Origin of the sequence: Candidatus Bathyanammoxibius amoris (genome assembly GCA_024451685.1) — a bacterium.
GTDB lineage: Bacteria > Planctomycetota > Brocadiia > Brocadiales > Bathyanammoxibiaceae > Bathyanammoxibius > Bathyanammoxibius amoris.
Map to the genome: position 1 here is coordinate 1 of JAMXCW010000005.1, position 24675 is coordinate 24675.

Annotated in this window: 18 protein-coding genes; 10 read left to right on the forward strand and 8 right to left on the reverse strand. The window is 51.0% G+C overall.

Translation table 11 applies throughout. The features are described from left to right. Positions 1-1665 (reverse strand): tetratricopeptide repeat protein (locus tag NOU37_04220; protein ID MCQ4574430.1); only part of this gene is annotated, 1665 nt, incomplete at its 3' end. Between the two features lie 582 nt (positions 1666-2247). On the opposite strand from NOU37_04220, the gene NOU37_04225 reads away from it, so the two are divergent. The 5 genes from NOU37_04225 (at position 2248) to NOU37_04245 (ending at position 8989) form a co-directional block, all read left to right on the forward strand. Beyond that, entirely contained in the window at positions 2248-3555 is a 1308-nt protein-coding gene (locus tag NOU37_04225) for a porin (GenBank protein MCQ4574431.1), read from the forward strand. Positions 3556-3585: 30 nt separating this feature from the next. Further along, positions 3586-4983: a glutamate decarboxylase gene (locus NOU37_04230; GenBank protein MCQ4574432.1), complete on the forward strand. Its 1398-nt coding sequence runs from the start codon at positions 3586-3588 to the stop codon at positions 4981-4983. Positions 4984-5035: 52 nt separating this feature from the next. Then, on the forward strand, positions 5036-6463 hold the full coding sequence (locus tag NOU37_04235; GenBank protein MCQ4574433.1) for an APC family permease: 1428 nt from the start codon (positions 5036-5038) through the stop codon (positions 6461-6463). Positions 6464-6693: 230 nt separating this feature from the next. Further along, positions 6694-8007: a porin gene (locus tag NOU37_04240; protein ID MCQ4574434.1), complete on the forward strand. Its 1314-nt coding sequence runs from the start codon at positions 6694-6696 to the stop codon at positions 8005-8007. A gap of 556 nt (positions 8008-8563) precedes the next feature. Continuing rightward, positions 8564-8989 (forward strand): cyclic nucleotide-binding domain-containing protein, encoded by a 426-nt coding sequence (locus NOU37_04245; GenBank protein ID MCQ4574435.1) that lies wholly within the window; start codon positions 8564-8566, stop codon positions 8987-8989. A 46-nt stretch (positions 8990-9035) separates the two neighbouring features. Here the strand turns inward: NOU37_04245 and NOU37_04250 are convergent, their stop codons facing one another. Next, positions 9036-9731 (reverse strand): TIGR04283 family arsenosugar biosynthesis glycosyltransferase, encoded by a 696-nt coding sequence (locus NOU37_04250; protein MCQ4574436.1) that lies wholly within the window; start codon positions 9729-9731, stop codon positions 9036-9038. Positions 9732-9854: 123 nt separating this feature from the next. On the opposite strand from NOU37_04250, the gene NOU37_04255 reads away from it, so the two are divergent. After that, a complete protein-coding gene (locus NOU37_04255) occupies positions 9855-10193 on the forward strand; it encodes a hypothetical protein (protein ID MCQ4574437.1) in 339 nt (112 codons plus the stop codon). A gap of 48 nt (positions 10194-10241) precedes the next feature. Here NOU37_04255 and NOU37_04260 read toward each other — a convergent pair whose 3' ends face one another. From NOU37_04260 to miaA, 4 genes are all read right to left on the reverse strand, one after another. Beyond that, a complete protein-coding gene (locus NOU37_04260; protein ID MCQ4574438.1) occupies positions 10242-10811 on the reverse strand; it encodes an isoprenylcysteine carboxylmethyltransferase family protein in 570 nt (189 codons plus the stop codon). A 60-nt stretch (positions 10812-10871) separates the two neighbouring features. Further along, positions 10872-11828, reverse strand: a complete 957-nt coding sequence (locus NOU37_04265; GenBank protein MCQ4574439.1) for an HD domain-containing protein — start codon at positions 11826-11828, stop codon at positions 10872-10874. Positions 11829-11861: 33 nt separating this feature from the next. Continuing rightward, complete coding sequence (locus NOU37_04270) at positions 11862-12254, reverse strand: hypothetical protein (GenBank protein MCQ4574440.1); 393 nt, start codon at positions 12252-12254, stop codon at positions 11862-11864. Positions 12255-12320: 66 nt separating this feature from the next. Further along, positions 12321-13244, reverse strand: a complete 924-nt coding sequence (gene miaA, locus NOU37_04275) for a tRNA (adenosine(37)-N6)-dimethylallyltransferase MiaA (GenBank protein MCQ4574441.1) — start codon at positions 13242-13244, stop codon at positions 12321-12323. 292 nt (positions 13245-13536) lie between these two features. Here miaA and NOU37_04280 point away from each other — a divergent pair, with 292 nt between their 5' ends. The 4 genes from NOU37_04280 to NOU37_04295 all read left to right on the forward strand — a co-directional run bounded on the left by NOU37_04280 (position 13537) and on the right by NOU37_04295 (position 22355). Further along, positions 13537-14892: a DUF262 domain-containing protein gene (locus NOU37_04280; GenBank protein MCQ4574442.1), complete on the forward strand. Its 1356-nt coding sequence runs from the start codon at positions 13537-13539 to the stop codon at positions 14890-14892. 38 nt (positions 14893-14930) lie between these two features. Then, the gene (locus NOU37_04285; GenBank protein MCQ4574443.1) at positions 14931-15482 is read left to right on the forward strand and encodes a hypothetical protein; all 552 of its coding nucleotides are present in this window, start codon (positions 14931-14933) and stop codon (positions 15480-15482) included. Positions 15483-15657: 175 nt separating this feature from the next. Next, positions 15658-18870, forward strand: coding sequence for an exodeoxyribonuclease V subunit gamma (locus tag NOU37_04290; protein ID MCQ4574444.1), 3213 nt, complete (start codon positions 15658-15660; stop codon positions 18868-18870). Next, on the forward strand, positions 18867-22355 hold the full coding sequence (locus tag NOU37_04295) for a UvrD-helicase domain-containing protein (protein ID MCQ4574445.1): 3489 nt from the start codon (positions 18867-18869) through the stop codon (positions 22353-22355). Before NOU37_04290 ends, NOU37_04295 begins: the two co-directional genes overlap by 4 nt. Positions 22356-22409: 54 nt before the next feature. Here the strand turns inward: NOU37_04295 and NOU37_04300 are convergent, their stop codons facing one another. Together NOU37_04300 and NOU37_04305 are read right to left on the reverse strand one after the other, a co-directional pair. Then, complete coding sequence (locus NOU37_04300; GenBank protein MCQ4574446.1) at positions 22410-23192, reverse strand: glycosyltransferase; 783 nt, start codon at positions 23190-23192, stop codon at positions 22410-22412. A gap of 132 nt (positions 23193-23324) precedes the next feature. Further along, the gene (locus NOU37_04305; protein ID MCQ4574447.1) at positions 23325-24305 is read right to left on the reverse strand and encodes a methyltransferase domain-containing protein; all 981 of its coding nucleotides are present in this window, start codon (positions 24303-24305) and stop codon (positions 23325-23327) included. Positions 24306-24675: the final 370 nt, after the last annotated feature.

A 24675-nucleotide genomic window follows, 5' to 3' on the forward strand; every position in this document is an offset into this window, starting at 1 on the left:
CCGGGCGGCTTCCTGTCTCTGCTCCGCAAAAGCCCTCTGCGTATATTCCCTTTGGGCTTCCTCTAGCCTCCTCTGCTGTGCCCCCGCCGGATCGTTGACGTCGAACTCCGCCCTGCCAAGCTCCCTGTAGGTCAGCGCCTTTACGAAACTGTCTTCTACCTTCTCGGCGGACTTCTTGGCCAGCTCAAGGGTTTCACGCGCGCCGGCAGTATCCCCTGCCTGGGCCTGTTCTCTAGCCATCTTTTGGTAAGTCCAAGCCCTCTCAAAATCGTTCTCAATCCGGGCGGCTTCCTGTCTCTGCTCCGCAAAAGCCCTCTGCGTATATTCCCTTTGGGCTTCCTCTAGCCTCCTCTGCTCTGCCCCCGCCGGATCGTTGACGTCGAACTCCGCCCTGCCAAGCTCCCTGTAAGTCAGCGCCTTTACGAAACTGTCTTCTACCTTCTCGGCGGACTTCTTGGCCAGCTCAAGAGATTCACGTGCGCCGGCAGTGTCCCCTGCCTTGGCCTGTGCGCGGGCTATACTCTGGTAGGCCCACGCCCTCTCAGCATCGTTCTCAATCCTGGAGATATTCTCTTTCTCACCCGCCAGGTACATCTGCATAGCTTGCCTTCGTGTCTCCTCCTGCCTTCTCTGCTGTGCCCCCGCCGGGTCGTTGACGTCAAGCTCCGCCTTGTCAAGTTCCCCATAGACCAGCGCCTTTGCGAAGCTGTCTTCTACCTTCTCGGCGGACTTTCTGGCCAGCTCAAGGGTTTCACGTGCGCCGGCAGTGTCCCCTGCTTGGGCCTGTGCGCGGGCTATCCTCTGGTAGGCCCACGCCTTCTCAAAGCTGCCCGTAATCCTGGCTGCGTCTGCCCTGGCACCCGCTATGTCACCCTCATTAAGCTGCTTGGCGACCTCCTTCGTGTAGTTCCCCGGCCCTGTACCCTTAACGTCTTCAGGGTGGACGACTACGGGTTTGTCTGGAGGTATAAGTCTGAGGTCAACGGGGGCAGAGCCCTTGGTGCCCTTCTCAAAGAGGCGTGTTGTAGGCCCCATTAGGCTCAAGCCGGACGAGCTGGAGGATTTAGAGGCGCCAACGGGGGGTGAGATGTCAAACTTCTTTGCCAGACTATCAAGCATATTATTCACCCTATGTTTTGCCTCTTTGAGCTTTTGTTCCTCTAGGCGTTCTTTTTCTTCGCGCTTTTGCTTTGCAAGCCGCTCTTCTTCCAACTGGGCCTCAAACCTTTGTTCTCTAAGCCGTCTTGTCTCTGCCTCCCCCTGCTCTTTCTTTCTCTCTTTGGCCTCTTTTAGGTTGTCCCGGGCGGTTTGATGTTCCGGATTAACCTTTATCGCTTCTTCAAAACGGCTTATAGCGCTGTCATAATCTCTCTTCTCGTAGTATTCAATACCTTTCTTATTAACTATCCTGCTTTTGACCAGTAGGATATTTTTGCGGGTGACTGCATTATTCGGGTTAATCCTTAGCGATTCTTCGTACAATTTTAAGGCGTTTTCGTATTCCTTCCTGTTATCGTATTCAACACCTTTATTATTTATGGCGCCTGCGAGATTTAGACGGGCGGTTTCATTATTCGGATTAATCCTTAGCGCTTCTTTGTGCAATCTTATGGCGTTATCCCAATCACCAATCTCCTCGTACTTAAGACCTTCATTGCTTGCCAAAATACTATCATTTATCTGTTGCTGCCTCGCCAATTCCGCGGGTGAAAGACCTCCGCCGCTGCCACCACCGCCGCCACCACTACCACTACCGCCGCCACCACCGCCCCCTCCATCATGGGGAAAATGTGACTGCGGCTGATCCTTTTGGCAGATCGGACACCAAAACAGGTCAAAACCACCTCCTTCAACCAGAGAAGGGTAGCAAATGTCCAACGTAAGGGGCACTAGAAGAACACAAAGGCAGGTAAGCCATATTGAAGGCTTAAATTGCATCGTGAAACACCTCCCTTAAATAGGGATTCATGCTGAGTCTCTCTGCGGAAAGTCTATCACCAGAGAAAGAATTGTCAAGTTTTTATAGGAGAAGTATTTGCATTCCGGGCACTGCTCTCTGAGGGATGGACAGACCCCTGGAGGAAGAACTGAAACTACTACTGCCGAGGCCCTTGATAATGCTCTCACCGGGTATTACAATGGCCTCGACACTTACCCGGAAAGGGCGCCGCTTCTTGGAAAAATCTGTGAAAGACACTGCAGAGGCCTCTTACGTGAGTAGGGCAAATACACAGAGGGGAAGGCTATATGCGTCTGGGTAAACAAGTATCCGCGTGTGGATTAGTTTTTGCGACGTTACTCCTTTCACCCATCCTCATTGTTGCCGCCGGGCTTACTGATACTGAGATTGGAGAGTTCCGGGCGCTCCTGGAAGAAAGAAGACTGGGAACGCCTGAGGTTAAATCCGGGCCGTTTACTGATAAGGAGGCATCCGTGCTGCGGGGCTTGCTCGACCGGTTCAAGGGCGTAACGTTTGGCGGGTATATTAATAACTATTACCAGTATGAGAGTGTTGACCCTCCCGCGGGGGACAGTCGCGCCATTCCGCCGATGCTGTATAACAAGCAGGTGAACTCCTTTACGGTAAAAGACATCGAGCTCTGGCTCTACAAGGATGCACCGGATCCCGGTGACGTTGGATTCAAGATAACGCTTGACTGGGGAGACAGGGCCAGGCACCTTACCCCTGCTGGACCCGTACGTGACGATACTGCCGTTCAGCCCAATCCTCCCGGTACACCAACCGGCGGCAGGCAGACAACCTTTAGTCAAGCCTACGTTACATGGAATATCCCTGTTGGCAAGGGACTTACTGCAAAATTCGGCAAGTTTCCCGACTGGGTAGGCTACGAGCAACCTTTTTCGATATGGAATCCCAATTTCTCGGCCTCCTATATAAGCAAGATTGTGCCCGCCAGAAGCACCGGTGTCTGGCTCAGTTATGATGTCACGGACAGGTTTTTTGCCGACTACTACTTTACCAACACTACAGGTACGTTCGTTAACAACAATAAGAGCTTTTCCCACGGTATTAAGTTAAGATATTCTCCGCCGGACCTTGCGTTCTTCAAAAATGCCGACATAACCCTGGATACCATGTGGGGACCGGAACATGCGAGCAATAATTCAGATTGGTATCAGATTTACGATTTGACAATTGCATTTTCCCCACTCGATAAACTAAGATTAGTCACAGACAGCAACTGGAGTTATGACCCTGCGGGGATTGTGCGGCCATCGGGGCGTGTAAAGAAGGACAATAACGCATGGGGCGTGGCACAGTACTTTATATACGACTATACCGACAACATTGAATTCGTCCTCAGAGGCGAGTACTACTGGGACCAGGAAAATTTACAACGCCTTAGCGGCGGCAGTGGCGCGTCACTGGCGGAGGTTACCGGCACGATAAACCTGAGGCTGCGGGAGAATGTCTTGATCAGGCCGGAGATACGCTACGATAAGGTAATAAGTGTCCCTAACGGACCTTCACATATATGGCAGGGCAAGAACAAGAACGTTACGGGTTCAATCGCCGTGTCTTATCAGTTCTAATTATGTGTGGTTGAGCAGAGGAGAAGAATAATGCTTCACAAGAAATCTGACATTCACAAGCTGGAAGGTGACCGGTTAGTGCTCACGCCTACTTACGCTTTAAGTGAACTGAACAGGCCGGTTCCGAAGTACAGGATGCATGAGGAGGAGATGCTGCCGCAGACAGCGTATGAAATCGTGAGGGATGAGCTAATGCTGGACGGCAATTCCAGGCTCAACCTGGCGACCTTTGTTACCACCTGGATGGAGTCGGAGGCCAAACAGTTGATGGTAGAGGCGTTCGACAAGAATATGATTGATAAGGACGAGTATCCGCAGACGGCCGAACAGGAGCTGCGCTGTGTGCATATGCTGGCGGACCTCTGGAACATTCCCGACGCGGGCAACTCCATCGGCTGCTCGACTATCGGCTCGAGCGAGGCCTGCCTTCTCGCCGGGCTGGCGTTGAAATGGAAGTGGCGCGAACGGATGAAGGCCAGGGGCAAGCCTGACGGCAGGCCCAACATCGTAATGGGCGCGAATGCCCAGATATGCTGGTACAAGTTCTGCCGTTACTGGGACGTTGAACCGCGTTGCGTTCCCTGTGAAGGAGACCGCTTTATTCTTGACGCCGGGGAGGCGATTAAACTCTGCGACGAGAATACTATCGGCATAGTTGTTATCATGGGGAGCACTATGGACGGCAGGTATGAACCTGCGAAGGAGGTCAACGACGGGCTTGAGAAGTTGAACGCAAAGACGGGCTGGGAGATTCCTATCCACGTAGACGCGGCCAGCGGTGGTTTCGTTGCGCCGTTTATTCATCCGAAGCTGGAGTGGGATTTCCGTCTGAAGTGGGTAAAATCCATAAACGTCTCAGGACACAAGTACGGGTTGGTCTATCCGGGCGTGGGATGGGTAGTCTGGAGGGACGAGGAAGAATTGCCGCAGGACCTCATTTTCAACGTCAACTACCTGGGCGGGGAGATGCCTACCTTTGCCCTCAGCTTCTCGCGGCCCGGTGCCCAGATATGCGCGCAGTACTATAACTTCCTGCGGCTGGGCAAGGAGGGGTACAGGCGTATTATGGAGTCGTGTCGTGACACGGCATTGTTCCTGTCCGGCGAGATTGCCAGGATGGGGCCGTTTGAGCTCGTTAGCGACGGCAGCGACATACCGGTTTTTTGCTGGAAGTTGAAAGAACAGACCAACTACTCATTATTTGATTTAGCGGAGAAGCTTCGTGACCGCGGCTGGCTCGTACCCGCTTACGCCATGCCGGCAAACCGGGAAGACCTTGTTGTCCAGCGGATTGTCGTTAAACATGGTTTCAGCCGGGACATGGCCTACATGTTGCTTGATGACATTCGCCGGCATCTCAAACATTTTGCGTCGCAGCCGGGCCGTACACCCAAGAAATCCGGTACGCATTTCCACCATAATCACTAAGTGGTTTTTGTGAAGGTTAAACAAAACAATATCATCCGAGGAAGCTGAGACGATGACTGGCAAACCATCTCCCGTAGAGCACAGGATTAGCGTATTCAAACTAATGATGATCTCAACGGCCTTCATTATTAGTATACGTAACTTTCCGATAATGGCGGAGATGGGTTTTCATTTGGTCTTCTTTACGCTGATTGCGGCAGTGCTGTATCTGATTCCCGTCGCCCTTGTCTCGGCAGAACTCGCCACGGGTTGGCCGCAGCGGGGGGGCGTACATGTCTGGGTGAGAGAGGCCTTTGGCGAACGATGGGGATTTCTTGCCATCTGGCTGCAGTGGGTGCAGATGCTATTTGCCGGGGTGGCAATACTTTCCTTTATTGCCGCTTCCCTTGCCTATGTGTATGACCCGGAGTTGGCAAAGAATAAGGTTTTTTTGTGCGCGGTTATCTTAATCGTGTACTGGGCGTTGACGTTCGCCAACCTCTTTGGGATGAAGGTCTCCGGATTGATAAGTACGGTATGCCTCATTTGTGGCGTATTCGTGCCGTCTGCCATGCTTTTTATCTTCGCCGCAATCTATTTGATTGGAGGCAATGCTCCCCAGATTAGCCTGTCCTTTACCGAGCAGAACGTGGTCCCTGACTTTACCGATATTCGCAGCATGGCACTGCTGGCGGGTTTCATCCTTGGCTTCGCCGGTCTTGAGGTCTCGGCAGTCCATGCCAATGAGGTAAAAAACCCTCATCGCGACTACCCCGTTGCGATGTTTGTGACGGCCATTATTGTGTTTTGTCTTTACATTCTGGGAGGCATGGCCGTTGCTGTAGTGATACCGCAGAAAGATATCAGTCTGGTTGCAGGGATTATGGAGACCTTCGCGATAATCTTTAAGAAATATCACATTAGCTGGCTTATCCCCTTTGTCGCTATCCTGGTCGGGTGTGGCGCGATAGGACAGGCCAGCACCTGGATTGTGGGTCCCGTTAAGGGCCTGCTTGTTACCGCCGAAAGCGGGGGCCTCCCGCCCCTCTTACAGAGGGTAAATAAGAAGGGCATACCCATAGCCCTGATCATTCTTCAGGCAGCCCTAGTCTCGCTGTTCGGATTGGTGTTCCTTTTTATACCTGGCATAAACGCATCTTACTGGATGGTGGTTGACCTTGCCGTAATGCTGTACTTAATTATGTATGTCTTGATGTTCCTTGCCGCCATCCGCCTGCGCTTCTCGGAACCGAACGTCCACAGGGCCTACAGGGTTCCTGGCGGCAAGGCCGGTATGTTAATTTGTGCGGGTATAGGGCTTTTTACCTCAATCTTCACGTTCATAGTCGGCTTCTTCCCGCCGGAACAGCTCAAGACCGGTAGTGTCTTTATTTACGACCTGTCTCTGGGCGTGGGTGTCCTCGCCATGGTGGCTATCCCCATGTGCATCTATCACTTCAGGAAGCCAAGCTGGGTGGCAAAACCTCATGCCTCTCAATAGGAACTACCTCCCGCTCAAGAAACTTGATACTTGACACTGGAAGCGGAGCATACCAAAATAATCCTGTGAAATTTCGGATTTTGTGTCCGCCCCGAAGACAATCAGTTTCTATAAACCCGGGTGGCTTCTTAGGTCTTGGCCAGATGAAAGGGTATTGAAAGGAACGGTCATTCCGTAAAAAGGTTCTCCGTAGACTGAAAATATTATGCCGCCTCAGAAGGGGGGGACGTGTGTATTTAGGAAGGTGGGTGTCCCTGCGTATATTGGCGCTCGTACTGTTTCTATTTACACCGCTGCGAGTCATTGGCGCCGAGCTTACTGATACTGAGATAGGAAGTTTCCGTGCGCTCGTGGAAGAAAGAAGGCTGGGGCCGCCTGAGGTTAAAGGCGGACCGCTTACCGGGGAAGAGACGTCCGTGCTGCGGGGTCTGCTCGACCGGTTCGATGGTGTGGGGTTTGGTGGTTTTATAGCGAATTACTACCAGTACGAGAGTGTTGACCCTCCCGCGGGGGACCAAAATGCCATTCCGCCGATGGACATTGCCGTTCAGGTGAACTCCTTTACGGTGAATAACATCGAACTGTGGCTTTTCAAGGGTGCTCCCGAACCCGGTGATATCGGGTTCAATATAAGCCTCGACTGGGGCGATTTCGCCCGGCGCATAACCCAAAATGGTCCCGTACGTGACGATACCGCCGTTCAGCCCAATCCTCCCGGTGCGCCGACCGGTGGAAGGCAGACGACCTTCAGCGAGGCTTACCTCCTGTACAATCTTCCCGTAGGTAAGGGTCTTACCGTAAAGTTCGGTAAATTTCCGAGCTGGATAGAGTTTGAGTCCTGGGTGCCGCTCTGGAATCCGAATTTCACGAATTCCTACATAGACGTTTACGGTGCTATCGGCACCGTTACGGGTGTTGGCCTGGGTTACCCCGTTACAGACCGGTTCACGGCCAATTACTACTTTATCAACAGCTTTGACACGTTCGTCAACAATAATAAAAGCTTTATGCACGGGCTTCAATTGGACTACAATCCACCCGACCTTGCGTTCTTTAAGGATATTAATATAAACCTCGATACGCTGTGGGGCCCTGACCATGAAAGCAACAACTCGGACTGGCATCAAGTCTACAACCTGGAGTTCTCTTTCTCTCCGCTCGACAAAGTTGTCTTGATTACGAACAGCATCATTCACAGTGAACCCAAGGGGATAAAGCAGCCGTCGGGCAAGATAAAGAGGGACAACCACATGTGGGGCGTGGCGCAGTACCTTATATACGATTTCACCGATAGGATTGGCCTTGCTTTCAGGGGAGAATACTACTGGGACCATGATAATATGGGAGAGCTTGCCGGCGGTACCGCCGGTGCTTCCCTCGCAGAGGTTACCGGTACGCTGAACCTGAGGCTCCGGGAGAGGGTCATGGTCAGGCCGGAAGTGCGTTACGACAAGATAATCAGTGTCGATAATGGGCCGGCTCACATATGGCAGGGCCATAACAAGAACGTTACCGGATTAATCGCTGTGACATATGAGTTCTAGTGTGTTATTCAAATGTGAGGAATAAAGAGGCAGTTTTTAGTATATCACAGGTTACAGATTGGAAATGTGTGGGTGTTGTATCTATTTATATAAGGGTAACCCGGTTAGGAGAAAGGGGTTATAGAAAAGGCGTTCAAGTAATAGAGCTTTACTGTAAAATAAGACATCAGGGGCAGAGAGACGTACATGAGTCATGCCGGATGAAATAAGTATTGTTTAATAGCAGGGTTAGAGAGTACTTTCTCCGTTCCAACTTTTTCTCAGGTTTTTCCTGCAGCGGGCTTCTCTATATAAGCAACGTGTGGTACAATTATTAAAAAGAAAGTAGTAGTAGGCCAGTTAGGATTTATTTGGTTTTTTGGCGATTTTCACGGTGAATGCGGCGTGAGAATATTCTTCTATGGCAAAACGTTACAGGATTTGCTTCGTAATATATGGCTTGTCTCCAGGGCTATGTGTGTGAACAGTTAAATGTAATGTTCGTCAACACGCAAATTGGCAGAAGTATTAGTTCCAGGGCGCATAATCTCGTACGGTTAGTGTGAGGGTTAAGACAATGCAAGAAGGTGAACTCTTAGGAACAGTCTATAACGACGGTGATGTCATTCTCGAGGAGGGTGCCAGAAGTAGGGAGATGTATATAGTCCAGTCCGGGAAAGTGGAGATAATAAAGAAGGTTGGCGACAAGGAGGCGGTATTGACCACTCTGGACGAAGGCGGGATATTTGGCGCAATCAGTATGATCGATGCAAAGCCTCGCACGGCTACCGTCAGGGCGGTCGGTGAAACAAGGGTACTCGGGGTCGACCAGTTAGAGTTCCTCAGGATGGCAAAAGCGGACCCCGCACTTACGCAGAGGATTTTAATTAGTATGGGTAACAGGATAAGGGAGCAGAACGATAAGCTGTGTATGACCCTGGACAGGTTAGGGACGATTATGGAAGAACTTGCAGAACTGAGAGAGTTCTTTCATATCCGCTGATACAGCCGGACTTAGGCTTCAGAGGACTTAATTGAAATATGTATCTCTACCTGGCGTCGTCGTACAGCTTTTTTAGTCTCTCGGGTGACACGCCGCAGAAATAGGCTGCAAACAAGAAGAGATTCAAAAAGTGCTGCCTGTAGATGCCCCTGTCCAGGTATCTCCTTGCGGACGTTACCACAGGGTCCTGGATTATATGCAGGCGGCCGCGCCGCCTGAGCCTCCGTATTATGTCCACGTCTTCCATTATCGGTATGTCCTTAAAGCCGCCGAGTTTCTCAAATGTCTTTCGGGTGAGAAAAAGCCCCTGGTCGCCGTAGCGGGCCCACCACCAGCCGAAGCGGGTAAAGAAGGTCAGGAATCCGAGAAACGGACGTGAGGTGTCAAACCTCAACCTGAACGAGCCGGCCGTCACCCCCGGTCTTTTAAGCCCCTCAGCTATCTCCTCAAACGCGCCTTGCGGGATGACTGTATCGGCATGGAGAAAGAGCAGTATATCCCCGGAGGCGTGTCTTACGCCCATGTTCATCTGGGCGGCCCGGCCTCTTTTGCCCTCAATTACCCTGGCGTACGGGCCTGCGATCTCACGCGTTCGGTCGCGGCTCCCGCCGTCCACCACAATCACCTCAGAACGGCCTGAGCGCCACCTCTGCTCCGTAACGGCCTTCAGCGTGGCCGCAATCGTGTCCGCCTCGTTCAGCGCCGGTATTATGACAGAAATTGTTTCTGCACGTTCAGTCAAGAGATTTCAGCCCCTTGTAGAATTAGCTTGAGAAAGTCGGCGTTTGGTGATAGATTTTTTATCAGTTAAAGTAAGGTAAGCCAAGAGTTTTTTTAGGTTTTTACACGCAAAGGGGGGGATGAAATGGGTAACGCCTTTGGAGGTATTTATACCTGCCGGACCTGTGGCATGATTGCCACCGAAAAGGGCCACCTCTGCGCACCGGCGCAGACCACAAAGGTAACCAAATGTTCCTACTGCGGCAGGGTTGCGTCTGACCCGAGGCACGTATGTGAGCCGAAGCTTGTTACCCTGAAGTTCTATTGCGATACGTGCGGGCGGCTCTCTAACGTTAGAAACATGCTGTGTAATCCATTACCCATACCCGGGGCCGCTTCAAAGAAGGCAGCTAAAAAGAAAAAGGTGAAGCGGACGAAGAAGGTGAAAAAAAAGGCGAAGAAGAAGGTAAAAGCTAAGAGGTGATAGCGGCAGGGGAACCACAAATTCTTGTATACCGGGTTAACGTTTGCGTTACCAGGACTTGAAAACGCCAGGGAGGAGGAAAGGAACATGTTTTTTATATTCTTCATGCTTTTCAGCATATTCTTCGGAGAGCCTCTTTTCTTCTAGAAGGGCGATCGTTAGAAGTAAGGCGATCCATACAGGCGTAACGGCCAGGGCCCAGAGCGCCTTAAACAGGATGGCCCAGCCTATGGGCCACAGGATTTCTCCAAGGTATATCGGGTGTCTGAGACGCCTGTAGATACCATTCGTTACCAGCCTGCGCTGGCGGTTTGGCGCGCTGGCTGCGGCGGGCAGGCCTATCTGCCACACCGCCAGGATTATTATTAATGCGCCCGTTCCAAACAGCGTAAGGCCCACACCCCATGCTGCGGCGTCGGGTATCGCCAGGCGCGGCTGCGGACACAGTGGCAGCAATAACCTCGACATGGTGGTGCATGTTATGAGTATAGAAAACGTGACCACGTTGAAGGGGAACACCAGGAGGTTTCTCACGCCGGCCGACATATAACCCACTACGACAGAGACAAAGCCAATGACACCGGCAACGATGAGATGTAGGAAGGGGAATTCGGTCATTTTATGATTTTATGAACAGTACGTTCTGATGTGAGAATAAAGACGCTTTCGTCAAACCACTCAGGACGCCTTCCCACCCTTGTAAAGCATCGTCCCGAACATCCTGTGGTATGCCGTCCAGTTGTTTTCCGGGTCCTGGCTCTCGGCCACGACCCTGGAGAAGCCCTGCAGCTTTGCGTCAAGGTTGTCGAGGTAGTGTACTGCCAGGGCCTCCGCGATCATGGGCATCCTGGGGGAGTTGGTGTCGACCTCGCCGTGGTGGCTCAGTATGATGTGCATGACCCGGTCAAGCAGCTCGGCTGGAAAATCCTTTATCTTTGCGGCCTTCTCCTCGACCATAAGCACTCCGGTTACGATATGCCCCACCAGGCGTCCGTGGTCGGTGTACTGAAAGCCGGCCTTGTAGGAAAGTTCCCGCAGCTTGCCGATGTCGTGGAGTATCATGCCCGTGATGAGGAGGTCCCTGTCAAGGAAGTTGTGGTAGTGGTCGGCGGTCTTCGCAGCAAGCTTGGTCACGGACACGGTATGGTCCAGCAGGCCCCCGAGATAGGCATGATGATAGCTGACCGAGGCGGGACACTGGCGGAGCCTGTTGGTTATATCCTCGTCCTCCAGAAAGAGTTTCAGGAGCCTGGAGAGGTGCGGGTCCTTGACCGAGTCGGCGAGCCCTTCGAGTTCTTCCATTAACTCCCCGGCGTCTTTTTCGGAAGACGGGAACAGGTCGTTCATATCGGGCGGGATAAGTTCCCGAGAAAAGCTCGTTATCTTCAGCTGCGGTTTGTTATTATATTCTCCGACCTCCCCCTGGACCCTTAGGAAGCCGTCTGTCCCGAAGGACTCTATTTGGTTGACGTCTACGTCCCACATCACGGCGGCAATGCTGCCGGTCTTGTCGGCCAGTTCGGCACGTATAGAGTTCTTCCCGTTGCCGTAGGACCGCACCACCTTCGATTTGAGTACAAAGACCTCGTCTACTTTGACGCCGGGTTTTAGTTGATTGATAAACGTTCTGCCCATGATAGGTCTGGCTACTGCACTTTCGCCTTTAAGTTACCTTCTTACCTTTTTCTGCGTACTGGCTAGATAATCCTCTGGACTCAAGAGCGTATCATCAATGCGAGGCGGGCTCGAGAGCTTAATCTTCAACAACCATCCCCGCTTGTACGGGTCTTTATCGATTATGGTGGGGTTTTTTAAGACAGCACTGTTGGTCTCGACCACTATACCCTCGAGGGGAGACATTATTTCGTGAAGGGCATCGGTCGTTTCCACGTCACCCAGGGCCACACCCACAAGGAGTTCATCTTCCTTCTTGGGTAGTTCCAGGTTGAGGACCTTGCCCAGGCCTTCCAGGGCGAATTCGGTGAGGCCGATATAGGCCGTGCGGCCCCTGGTCCTTACCCATTCATGGGTTAGAGCGTATTTTAAGTCTTTTGGTAGCATGGTTTAAATGTGCCCCGCCGCGCGACTCTAGCAAAGAATTGGCAGACTGTCAAGGGGTGATAAAACTTATCGTTCGAGCACCCGTTGCACGCGTTTTGATACGGATTTTGTGTCTTCTCCCTCGTTTATCACCATCCATATAGCGCGGGGGAAACTTCTGAACCAGGTCATCTGCCGCTTGGCGAATCTTCGCGTGTGTTGTTTAATATTGTCGCGCATCTGATCGGCGCTCAGTTTGCCGTCGAGATATTCGATGACCTCTTTGTAGCCCAGCGCCTCGCGGGCCTGTTTGCCCAAAGAACCTTTCGGATGGCTGAGCAGTCTTTGGGTCTCTTCTACGAGGCCCTGCTCAAGCATCTTGTCCACCCGTTGTTCAATCCTCCGGTGGAGGTCGGATTTGCTGCGGTACAGGACTATCAGGCTAGATTCGCCGCCGTCGCGGCCCCATTCCCGCTGAAGCAGGGATATGGCACGGCCCGTCTTCTGGTGGACCTCGAGCGCGCGGACGATGCGGCGCAGGTCGCCGTCGTTTATCCTGGCCGCGCCGCCGGGGTCGGCGTCTTTCAGTATATTATGGAGATACGCGCTGCCCTTTTCCTCTGCCACGGCCATGAGTTCCTCCCTCAGCGCCCAGTCGGCCTCAGGGCCGCTGAAGAGGCCCTCCCTGAGGGCCTTTATATACAGCCCCGTGCCGCCTGTGACGAGATGTCTCCCGCCCCTCTGTTCCACATCAGTGATTACCTGCTGCGCGTCACGCACGAAACGGCCGACGCTGTAGGACTCAGACGGCTCCACCACGTCTATCAGGTGATGCGGCACCCCGGCCCTTGCCTCGCTGGACGGCTTGGCCGTCCCGATATCCATCCCGCGGTACACCTGCATAGAGTCCGCCGAGATTATCTCAGCGCCCATTGCGCGCGCCACGTGGAATGCCACGTCAGACTTGCCGCTGGCGGTAGGCCCGGTAAGAATCCATAAGGGTTGGTTCATAATTTGATGGTATATAGAATTTACGGAAACGCTCAGGTTGTATACACTTACAAGATATAGTACCACATGCTCCCAAACAATCAAGTTATAGTAATCTTTCGGCTTGACAAAGTTCTTGGCGTGGGGAATAATTTTCACTGGGATTATCTTTTTTACACAGGATTTTATACCTCCGAAAATATCCAAGTTAGTGTTTAAGATTTTTACTGTAGGAGCTTGATTTATCAAGCTATTTGTAAGCCATTTAGAGTGTTCAAAGCCCAGATCATTTCCGATTTAAGGAGATATTAGGATGAATGAAGAGATTAAGGAACAAAGCGAACTCGAATTTGAGCAACCATTAGAGGAAGAAATTGAACGTATAGAACTCCTTCCATCAAAGAGAAGGGTCTATACTAATCAAGGAGACCCTGAAATAGATTCACTTCATGGAAAATTTAAAAGAGGCAAATTAAACATACAACCAGATTTCCAACGTCATTTTGTATGGGATGTAGCGAAATCAAGCAGGCTAATAGAATCAGCATTCTTGGATATACCTCTTCCTGTGATATACATATCCGAAGAAAGAGACGGAAAAGAATGTGTTATTGATGGGCAACAGCGATTGACGGCCTTTTTCTCATTTATAGATGGGCAGTTTCCAGATGGGAGAGATTCTAAGCTTACTGGATTAAAAGTCTTTACAGAACTCAACAAAAAATCGTTTAAAGAGCTAGACGATGAGATGCAAGACAAAACAAGGTATTGTAAGATTCGTACAATAACCTTTAGGAAAGAATCAGATCCCGACTTAAAATTTGAAATATTCGAGAGATTGAATACGGGCGCTGTTTCTTTGAATGACCAAGAATTAAGAAATTGTATTTATAGAGGCCCATATAACAAATTATTAAAGGCACTTTCTAAAGAAAAGGATTTTATGTCTCTTTTAGGACTTAAGCAGCCAGATAAAAGGATGAAAGACGTTGAACTTGTTTTAAGGTTTGCAGCGTTTTATCACTCTACTTACTTAAACTATAAACCACCTATGAGAAAGTTTCTTAACAATGATATGCAACAGTACCAAGGTATATCAGAAGCACAATCTACTGAATTAAGAAATGCATTTAAAAACTCAATCACGATAATAAAATCCTTATTGGATGTTCATGCTTTTAAGAGGTTCTATAAAGGTAATGAAAAAGATCCAAATGGATATTGGGAACCCAAGAAATTCAATGCTTCTTTATACGATATTTTAATGTATTCTTTTGTAAGAGAGGATAAAAACAAAGTTTACCAGAATTTGGACTCAACTCGTGAAGCATTGATACATTTAATGACAAACGATCGAGAACTCATCGATTCCATAGAGCTTTCCACTAGCAGCGTACAAGCGGTAACAAAGCGATTTGATAAGTGGAGACTTGTGTTACAAGATATAATTGGTATTGCACAAAAAGAACCACGCTGCTTTTCGTCAAAATTAAAGAAAGAGTTATACGATAGTGACCCAACTTGTACAATTTGTTGTCAGAAGATTCTAAAGGCCGATGACGCAGCAATAGACCATATAGAGCAGTATTGGACAGGAGGTAAAACTATACCAGAAAATGCAAGATTGACCCATAGATATTGCAATTGGGCAAGACCAAGGAAAGGTTAGTAGGGTGCGTCTTGATGCGCTCAAGAAAATGAGATGACATGCAATCGCGCAAACACCACCGCCGTTCCATCCGGTTAAAGGGCTACGATTATTCACGGAAGGGGGCGTATTTTGTAACGATATGCACGCAGAAGAAAACGTGTTTATTTGGTGACATTGAAGATAGAAATATGGTTTTAAATGCAATAGGGCAAATAGTAGAAAACTGTTGGGAGGAAATCCCTAAACATTTTGATAACGTGAAACTCGACGTATTTGTTATCATGCCGAATCATTTGCATGGGATTATTGTTCTTCCCAATGACCAGCAGCTTCACGAGCGTAGGGGCACGGCATGCCGTGCCCCTACAATTGAATCATATGGCAAACCTGTAGTAAGGTCGTTACCAACCATCATACGATCACTTAAATCAAGCGTTACAAAATACGTTAATCAACTTCGCAGAACACCTGGTTCTCACGTTTGGCAACGCAACTATTATGAGCATGTAATCCGTAATGAAGATGACTTGAATGAAATAAGGGAATACGTAATGAATAATCCACTGAAATGGGAGCTGGACGAAGAAAATCCGAGCGCTAGTGTGTAAAATATGTAGGGAAAGGCCCCTGTGCCTGCCCTGAGAATGAAGGGTAACTATCCGCCCGCCCCAAAAATGGTGGATTTCCAACCTGAGGCGGATTGCCCCTGCAAAGATATTGTCAATAGCAGAGGTTGTACACAATTAGGTTTAGCACGGAGACGTTCAGTTAGAAGCAGAATCAATGCCTGAAAGATTTCTTATTCTTGGCCGAGCGGGAAGCGGTAAGACCACGTATGCGCTGGAGAAATTCTATTCATACATAAAGACCGCCGGCACCGGCAGGGTAATATTCCTCCTCCCCACCTATGGCCAGGCGGAACACCTGAAGGACGTAATCATACGCAACGGCCCTGCCCGCGGCTTCGTTGATAACAGCATCTTCACGTTCTCACAACTTGCTGGAAAAATCCTCGACCAAGAGCCTCCCGGCAGGCTGATTTCCGAACTGGAAAAAGACACGTTACTCAGGGACATACTGGAAAAAAACCCGCCAGAGTATCTGACAAAGGGTTCGTGGGAGCACCGTGGGCTTCGCCATGCGCTCCTGAGGTTCATTAAGGAGTTGAAGGAAGACTCCCTGTATCCCGCCGATTTCAAGGCCCGGATTGATATGCTCATTAACAAGGGCATGTTAAAATCCCCTGCCGTAAAGGAGAAATACAAGGCGCTTGCCGGTGTCTATTCCCGTTTTCAGGGGGCGTTTGACAGGAAAGGTCTCTATGACGAGGACGACGTCCTGAACGCAGCCCTCAAACGCCTTGAAGGAGACGGCTCCGTCCTGAACGCGAAGGAGACACTATTCGTTGACGGTTTCCACAGCTTTACCCCCGTTGAGTTCAGGATACTGAAGGTCCTTACACAGAAAATTCCAGACGTATATATAAGCCTGGCCCTCGACCCGGAGACCTCTGATTCACCTATATTCGAGAGGTGCAGGGACGTATACCGGCGACTGAAACCGCTGGGGTTCAAGGAGGTGGTGCTTGACGGTGGCGGGCGTTTCTCGTCCAGCAAGACGCTTACCCACGTGGAGAAAAATCTTTTCGCCAAGAACCCGCCTGAGGCCGCTGCGGTAACAGGTGACGACCTTACGATAATAGAGGCGGCGAACATAGAGGACGAGGTCGAGCAGATGGCGCGCCTTATATACGGGATGGTCTCCGGGGGTTCCCGGCGCTTCAGTGACGTCGGGATAGTACTTCGGGACATAGAACCATACTATGACATTATCGAGACCATTTTCCCGAAATACGGCGTCCCGGTGCGCCTTTGCGTCAAGAGGTCCCTGGTAGAGAACCCGTTAATCCAGACCATAATGACCCTGGCCCGCATATTCACCTCGGGTTGGAGGGAAGGGGAGGACGTACGCAAGACACTCAGGTCCCATTATATTAAATTGCCCTGCGATGGATCAGGTTCCAGTTCCAATTACAATTACAACGGTCCGGGGCTGGCTGCGGAAGAAGTGGACCGGCTTGAGCGGGAGGCCATGAAGAGGGGGCTTATGACGGGCAGCGGGGATTGGCTGGAGCTGGCCCGGAAAGGTTCCTTTCCGGGCGTGCAGAAATTCATTGAAAAATTGATGGAACTGGAGAAGGGCGTATCCTCACCGAAACCCGCCAAAGCCTTCCGGCAGTGGTTCCTCACGCTTATAGACGAATGCGTCACGCTGCCCGGGGTTACAGACCCGTCGTGTAAGGAGCTGGTCAAGAAAGAAGCTCAGGCGTTGGGGGCGTTTCTGTCCGTCCTTGAGTCCCTGACACATATTTTTGGGGATAAACCCGTTGCGTTCAACGTTTTTGTGGAGGAGTTGTCTTATGGCCTGTCGGCCACATCGTATTCACTCAACGACAAGAGGTATGATGTTGTCAACGTGATAGACGCGCTTGAGGCCCGGCAGTGGGAGCTTCCGGTCGTATTCGTAGGAGGGCTGCTGGAGCAATGGTTTCCCCGGCAGGCCCGTGAGAATTTATTTCTTAAGGATAAAGAACGGCGGGAGCTAAGGGATTCAACGGGCGCAGACCTCAGAGAATTGCAGAAAAACACCGTTCAGGAAGAGCGCTTTCTCTTCTATATCGCTCTCACCCGGGCAAAAGAGAAGCTCGTCCTTTCATATCCTGCCATGGACAGCCGCGGCAACCGTAACATTCCGTCCTTCTTCCTCAGGGGGGTACGGAAGCTTTTCCGCCGTGATAGTTACAGCGGTAAAATCTTCCGGCAGAGGACGCCTTCCGACCTGATCCCGACACCCGGCAGCGTCCTGACGCGGAAAGACCTTCGGAACTTCGTGTGTTACCGCCTGAACACGCCTTACAGGAAGGGCAGCGACAAGGAGACCCTGCACGTGCTGGCGCGCGCGGCATATAACAACGGTCTTCGCGCGGAAGATTCAGCCCTTGCGGAAGACCTCAAGGTGGTCCTGGGCACCCCTGAGGCGGGAGACATAGGGCCGCACCGCAGCGTCATAAAGGAAATCATCCCGGTATTCAAGGCCACCCAGTTCAGGGACTTTGCCCAGTGTCCCTTCCTCCACTTTTCCAGACACATACTGCGGCTGGACGCCCTCAGGTCGCTCGTGGAAGAGGGACTGAACCCCTCCCTTCAGGGCAATATAATCCATGAGACACTTTACAGGTACTACAAATATAAAGAGAAGGACATAACGGACACCTTCAATAACGTCTTTACCAGGAAGACCCGGGGGATTCGACTGGGGCTGAACGAGTTGCGCGTCAAGGACGAGATGCTCCAGGCCTTGAGGGCGCTGGTCGAGAAGGACGAGTATTACCGGGAGCAACTGCGCCTGGAACCGGCGTACTTTGAGGAATCCTTTGGCGACAGCCGTGTACCCTTGCTTGATATTGACAACCCTTACGATAAGGACACGGGTACCATAAGGATAAGGGGGAGAATAGACAGGATTGACGTAGCTGACATAAACGGCGAACGTGTCGGGCTGATTCTCGACTACAAGTATACCGGTTATGACAAGGGCGGTTTTACCAAACGCAGGTTCAAGGAGATTGAGGAAGAAGGTGTGGACCTCCAGCTACCCGTATACCTGATGGCCGCCAGGGGATGTCTCAACATAGTGCCGATAGGGGCGCAGCTGTACACGTTGAAGCCGCCGCCGGAGAGAAGCGGCATACTGGGGTCGCGGGCCAAAGAGCTGGCTCCGTCGCTTACGATAAAAGGAATGCCCTGTATAGATGAAGAGGACATGGAGGCATTCCTGAAACACTCCAGAGAGCACATATGCAGACACGCCGGAGACATCATGTCGGGGAATAAGGACGTATCGCCCAGGAACGTACAGAGATGCGAGGATGGCGGGTGTGAATTCCTGGACGTATGCAGGTTTGAGAAATGGTCGGCAGGGAAGAAGGGGAAATGAAGTCAAAATCAACAACTTCTCTAACCGCCGCGCAGAGGAAGGGCGTAGAGTTTGTACACAGTGACGTCTGTGTTACTGCGGGTGCGGGTTCCGGGAAGACACGTGTACTGGTAGAGCGTTTTGTCCATCTTGTAGTCAACGAGAAGACACCTATCCAGAACGTCCTGACCATAACCTTTACGGAAAAGGCCGCTAACGAGATGAAAGAGAGGATAGCGGAGTGGTTTGAGCAGGAAGGTCTGGTGGAAGAGTTCCAGCAGGTAGAGTCCGCTTACATCTCTACAATAGACAGCTTTTCGGCCAGGCTCCTCAGGGAGTACGCGCTTGAGGCAGACGTCGACCCTGAGTTCACCGTCTTGGACGAATACGAGTCCCGGTACCTGCTGTGTAACCTGGCCGAGACGCTCCTCTCGGAATGGGGGGCGTCCAACCGCCGGGACTTTGACATCCTCCTCAAGGGCCTCCACTGCCAGGGTCTTGGGGAGGCTGCCGTCAATATTATCGGTAAGGCGCGAAGCACCGGCACCGCCATGCGGGACATAATTGAGATAGACGTCGGGCCCGGGGAGATGAAGGCCGTGCTGGGAAATATATCCGCATGTCTGGATAAGCTGAAGGGGCATATTGAGGGCAATACGGTTTCTGAAAAAACCCTGGAAAAGATTAGAGCAATCACTTCCAAGCTGTTCCCGATTATTGGTCTTGGCGGCAACGCACGCGGGGAACTGACGGTGGACCATATAAACAGTATCGACGAGGTGCTAAAAGTGCACGGGGGGCTTCAGGTGTCGAAGGCCGTAAAGAGCGACCTCAGGGAACTGCGGGATGAATTGTTGCCGGAACTTCGCAGGCTGTTTTTTGAGCGGAAGTCTGTGGGTGTGAAACGTACCCTAAAAAAGTTTCTGGCGGAACTGGTGGAGAAATACGGGGAGGAGAAACGTTCCCGCAGCGCGCTGGATTTCTCCGACCTGGCGGAGAAGGCGATTCAGCTCTTGAGAACCGCCCCGCACGTGAGGTCGGAGCTCAGGGACAAATTCAAACACATACTTGTAGACGAATTTCAGGACACCAATAAACTGCAAAAATCCCTTATAGACCTGCTCAGGTCGCACGGTAACCTGTTTGTGGTGGGAGACGCGCGGCAGTCAATCTACGGGTTCAGAGACGCTGACCTGGACGTGTTTCTCCAGCATAGAGAAGAGGTTGCAGGGAAAGGCGGAGCCGTTATCCGGCTGGACGAGAATTTCAGGACCAGACCGGAGGTGATTGATTTTATTAATTACGTCTTTGAAGACGTTCCAGAGGGTGACGGACGCGTAGAACATTCTGAACTTATTGCGGCCTCGCACTTCAAAAAAAAGAGGGGTCCCTCAGTGGAATTGATTATGGCCAGGGGGGAGACCATGGACGTGGCCCGGCCGCTGGAGGCCGCCGCACTTGCCAGGCGTATACACGATATAGTCGAAAAAGAAGAAATCAAGATTACCCGGCTGAACGGGACTGATGTTGACACCCCCGTGTCTTACGGTGACATCGCCATCCTCATGCGCGCCACGGCAGATATAAAGTTATACGAACGGGCCCTGGCGGAACTGAACATACCCTTCTTTGTCGTCAGGGGAAGGGGTCTCTATAACACCAGGGAGATAACGGACCTGGTGAACTTACTGAAGGTGATTGACAACCCGCTGGACGAGATAAGGCTTGCGGCGGTGTTGCGTTCACCGTTTGTTGGTGTTAGCGATGAGTGCCTGTTCTGGCTGGCACACTACGGCAAGGACAAAAACGGCGACGGGAAGGAGATGTTTTATACCCTGAGTCACGCGGATGAAATACCGGAGATAGAGCCGCGCCACAGGGATCGGCTCCTGAGATTTGCGGAGCATATGAGGGTATTCCGGGACCTCAAGGGGAGGCTGTCGCTGGGCGCCCTCATGGACGCCGTAATAGACAGGACTGATTTTGACACCCGGATGCTGGCGCTGCCGTCAGGGATGCAAAAATATGCGAACATACGTAAGGTGGTGGAACTGGCCAGGGGTCTCGAGAAGAAAGGTTTTTCCGGGCTTAATGAATTCTTCAGGGTCGTCTCCGACCTGAGGGTCATGGAGACGAGAGAGTCTGAGGCGCCCATCGACGTGGAGAAAAGTGACGTGGTGAAGTTGATGACCATACACTCTGCAAAGGGGCTTGAATTCCCCGTGGTCGCCCTGGCGGACCTGAGCAGGGGAAGACGCAGCCGGACTGGTGACCTGACGTTCTCAAAAGGGGTTGGCCTGGGGTTCAAGACGCTTAACCCTGTCACCGGGAGGCCTGAAACTACCCGCAGCCATTACCGGATAGCGGAGGAACAGGAGCAGAAGGACCTGCAGGAAATGGGGCGTGTCTTCTACGTTGCCCTGACCCGCGCGGAGGAACATCTCCTCCTCAGCGGGGCGCTGTGTCCCCGCGACAGGGGTGGATGGTTAAAGTATCTGGTGGAAAACCTGGGTCTGTCAATGGAGGTTGAGGATGATATACCGAAGTCAATTACGTACGGGAGCAACGGCTGCAGGCTCCGGATAATTACGGAGGTTGGCCAGCACAAGACACGCCGGTCATTTAAGAAACTACCGGCGCTCGACAGGCAAAAGCTCCTGGGCGGCAAGAAGCTTGAGCTTCCACCGGAGGCCCCCGGGCCCGTGAAGGACGCCGTGTCCCTCTTAAGAGCCGCTCCTGAGCCTGGAGGCGGGGCGGGGAATTACGTGTATTCCACTACCGAGATTATGTCGTTTCTCTTGTGCCCCAGATTATATTATCTCAGGTATAACCTGGGAGTTCCCGCCATACACGCCGCGCCGAGGGAGGAGGATGCCGGTCACTTGAGAGAGCAGGACGAAATCAGGAGGGACGTCCTGGGCGACGTCGCGCACATGGTACTGGAAAGATGTGGGGTTGCTTGCAAGGAAACGGAACTGCGGGAATCCGTTTTGCAGGCCTTTAACAGGGCGTTGATTGCAAAGCCAAAACAGGCACAGGTTGACCTGGTTACAAAATGGGTTGAGGATTTCTACTCCAGCTCTCTGGGACGTATGGTGAGGGATTCAGAAATGGTGGAGCGGGAACTGCCCTTTGTCTTTAACCACAAGGGGAATCCCATCCGGGGGAAGATAGACCTCCTGTTCTCCCCGGACGGTTCAGGCCTGCATCTGGTAGATTACAAGTCTTCCGCCGTTATACCGAAGGAGGTGAAGGGTTACGAGTTTCAGATGCGGCTGTACAGCCTGGCGGTAGAGGCGATTTACGGGCGGAGGCCGCGCGAGGCCCTCCTGTTCTTTATTGCCGCGAAGGAGGCGGTGCCAGTAGATATCTCACCCGGTGCGATAAAACGTCTTGAGGACGAACTGGAGACCTTTTTCAGGGCACGGGGGAGAGACGTCCTTGCGGAGATAAAAGGCCCGCATTGCGAGTGGTGTGAATACCACGCATACTGTGACGCTGAATGAGCGCCTGAACTTTATGGGATGTATTGTGTGTGCGGGAAAACCGCCTCTGGCAGGTTAAGGCTTCTCAATACCGTGTGTACAGCGTACCGGGATGTTCCTGCGTCTGGAGTATGAGAAGTTTGGCTTATCGGCCTTTGTCGAATGCGGCTTATGGTACAGGTGAAAGACTATGGCCTGGGTCAGGATGGACTTTGGTTTCTTACCAAGCTTTTTCAGCCTTTCCCTCATGTCGCCGTCTTCCTGCCCCCAGCCAACAAAGTTTTCATCAAACCCGTTGACCTCATAGAGTATTTTTTTTGGCGCTGAGAAATTCAGCCCCAGGAACTTGGGTCTTCTCTTCTTCGCCACCAGCATGTAGAAAATATTCTTCCGCTGTTTCCACTTCAGTCCGGATAGTACGTCGTCAGTCAGCTGGTTCTCGAACTCGCCGCTGGAGACAGCTTCGGGCATGAGGTTATCGCTGTAGTTTTTTGAAAGCCGCACATGGCCACCCCCGAGGAAGTAATTATCACCGGAATTTGAGATGTGGGTCTGAATAAAATTGGCCTTGGGTATGCAATCACCGTCGGAGAATATTATATAGTCGTATCGACTGGCCTTTATCCCTTCATTACGTATCTTGGCCAGCCTGAAGCCCTTATTCTCCTGCCACAGGTATTTTATGGGGAAAGGCGCCAGTGCCTTGTATTTCTGAACGACCGCGCCGGTATCGTCCGTGGAGCCATCATCGGTGATAATGAGCTCAAAGTCCCTGTGGGTCTGTCTCATGTATCCAAGGATGCTCAGCTCCAGATACCTTGCCCTGTTGTATGTACTAAGTATTACACTTGCGTGCATTGCCATACTACCGGAAATAAAGACAACTTGAGACCTCTGCTAAATCCTACGTAAGTGTTGTTCTGTAAGGGAATAAAATCACAAAAGCCATGCCATAGGCAAATTCGCCCAGGGCCAAAGATAAAACGTCTTCTATTCCTTAGAGATAAACTCTGTGATAATATTTCTTGGTGAGAATACGGAGGGAAAGTAGCTTTTAAGAGAGTCTACCGATAGTCTGTTTGTGGGACGCAACGAAAATTTTACCCACCAGGGAACATTTCTTTTCAGTTTGTAAAAGTGAAATCGTTTTCTTGTTAGTTTTAAGTGTGGGAACAGCACCTCTAAATCCTTCTCATCTTCAAAGTTTCTTAAATGCAAAGCCGTGCGTCTCTTCTTGTGGCTGCCAGAGGGGTATTTCATGACGATCCTATTTGTGTCCTCGTCTATCCTAGAGAGAGATTCATCGGTTTCGCCGAAAGGTACCTCAATGACAGCCTTACCCGTTGGCCTCATAACCCTCTCTATTTCAGCGGTCATCGCCTCTGGGCGTAACACGTGCTCAAGGACATGCGAACTTATCACTAGATCAAAGGAATTATCCTTAAAAGGCAATCTTTCTGCAAATCCAGCGACACCACTATTCCCCTTCTTTTTGATATATTTTAGATGGAAGGGTGAGATGTCAAGCCCAACCTTGTTACCTCCCCCCATAAGGAAGCTCAAAACAAGACCTTCTCGGCAACCAATGTCCAAGATTGTCAGGCCCTCTGTAGGCCCGATGAATTGGCAAAAAGACAAGGCCACCATTTGCCCCCGCGTTGCGTTTCTCCTCGCTTTCAGGCTAGAGGAACCACCAAGGATAAGGTGTTTAGCTTTTTCCCATGGAGTCATGTTTATGTAGCTTCTGTCGGTAAGGTAACTCTCCACCGTTTCTTTTTCAATTTTTTCATATTCCTCCAGGTAAACCTTATATGTAGATTCCTGTTGCATTTTCTTTGAAAAGAGTATTTGTATGTCCTCTTCTGCAGGAAAGGTGATACTGCATTTCTCGCATCTTAGGGCGTTGTCGAGAGAGAGCAATTCGCCACTGCAATCAGGGCAACAGATTATCTGTTTAAGAAAGTTTTCCATGTACAGTATATGCCAATTCACGAGATAGTTATATGGGCATCCTAAAACCTCTGCGCTATTATTTGTTGAGTTTTGCCCTCACTTCATAATATTCGCCATATTACACTCCTGGCAAAGCCTGTCAAGAATCTTGTTCTGAATTATAGAAATTAAGACAGAGCGAAAGTATCACAGACACACAAAATTTGCAAGATTACGCTGAGTGGAGGCTATAACTTTTTCAGTGTGTGAGCTCAACATGCAGCAGGGAGGGGACGAATAGTGACGGGAGGGCCCTTTTAAGAGAGTCAGGCACCCATCGGAAGGGTCTTAGCAGCATCTTAAGCGGTTTGGTGAAATGGCGCTTTCTTTTATAAAAACAGCATTCAGC

What these genes read in the sequence shown, in the direction of transcription:
- NOU37_04225 (MCQ4574431.1), top strand. Translation starts at nt 2,248, where the DNA reads ATGCGTCTGGGTAAACAAGTATCCGCGTGTGGATTAGTTTTTGCGACG.
- NOU37_04230 (MCQ4574432.1), top strand. Translation starts at nt 3,586, where the DNA reads ATGCTTCACAAGAAATCTGACATTCACAAGCTGGAAGGTGACCGGTTA.
- NOU37_04235 (MCQ4574433.1), top strand. Translation starts at nt 5,036, where the DNA reads ATGACTGGCAAACCATCTCCCGTAGAGCACAGGATTAGCGTATTCAAA.
- NOU37_04245 (MCQ4574435.1), top strand. Translation starts at nt 8,564, where the DNA reads ATGCAAGAAGGTGAACTCTTAGGAACAGTCTATAACGACGGTGATGTC.
- NOU37_04255 (MCQ4574437.1), top strand. Translation starts at nt 9,855, where the DNA reads ATGGGTAACGCCTTTGGAGGTATTTATACCTGCCGGACCTGTGGCATG.
- NOU37_04260 (MCQ4574438.1), bottom strand. Translation starts at nt 10,811, where the DNA reads ATGACCGAATTCCCCTTCCTACATCTCATCGTTGCCGGTGTCATTGGC.
- NOU37_04265 (MCQ4574439.1), bottom strand. Translation starts at nt 11,828, where the DNA reads ATGGGCAGAACGTTTATCAATCAACTAAAACCCGGCGTCAAAGTAGAC.
- NOU37_04270 (MCQ4574440.1), bottom strand. Translation starts at nt 12,254, where the DNA reads ATGCTACCAAAAGACTTAAAATACGCTCTAACCCATGAATGGGTAAGG.
- miaA (MCQ4574441.1), bottom strand. Translation starts at nt 13,244, where the DNA reads ATGAACCAACCCTTATGGATTCTTACCGGGCCTACCGCCAGCGGCAAG.
- NOU37_04280 (MCQ4574442.1), top strand. Translation starts at nt 13,537, where the DNA reads ATGAATGAAGAGATTAAGGAACAAAGCGAACTCGAATTTGAGCAACCA.
- NOU37_04285 (MCQ4574443.1), top strand. Translation starts at nt 14,931, where the DNA reads ATGCAATCGCGCAAACACCACCGCCGTTCCATCCGGTTAAAGGGCTAC.
- NOU37_04290 (MCQ4574444.1), top strand. Translation starts at nt 15,658, where the DNA reads ATGCCTGAAAGATTTCTTATTCTTGGCCGAGCGGGAAGCGGTAAGACC.
- NOU37_04295 (MCQ4574445.1), top strand. Translation starts at nt 18,867, where the DNA reads ATGAAGTCAAAATCAACAACTTCTCTAACCGCCGCGCAGAGGAAGGGC.
- NOU37_04300 (MCQ4574446.1), bottom strand. Translation starts at nt 23,192, where the DNA reads ATGCACGCAAGTGTAATACTTAGTACATACAACAGGGCAAGGTATCTG.
- NOU37_04305 (MCQ4574447.1), bottom strand. Translation starts at nt 24,305, where the DNA reads ATGGAAAACTTTCTTAAACAGATAATCTGTTGCCCTGATTGCAGTGGC.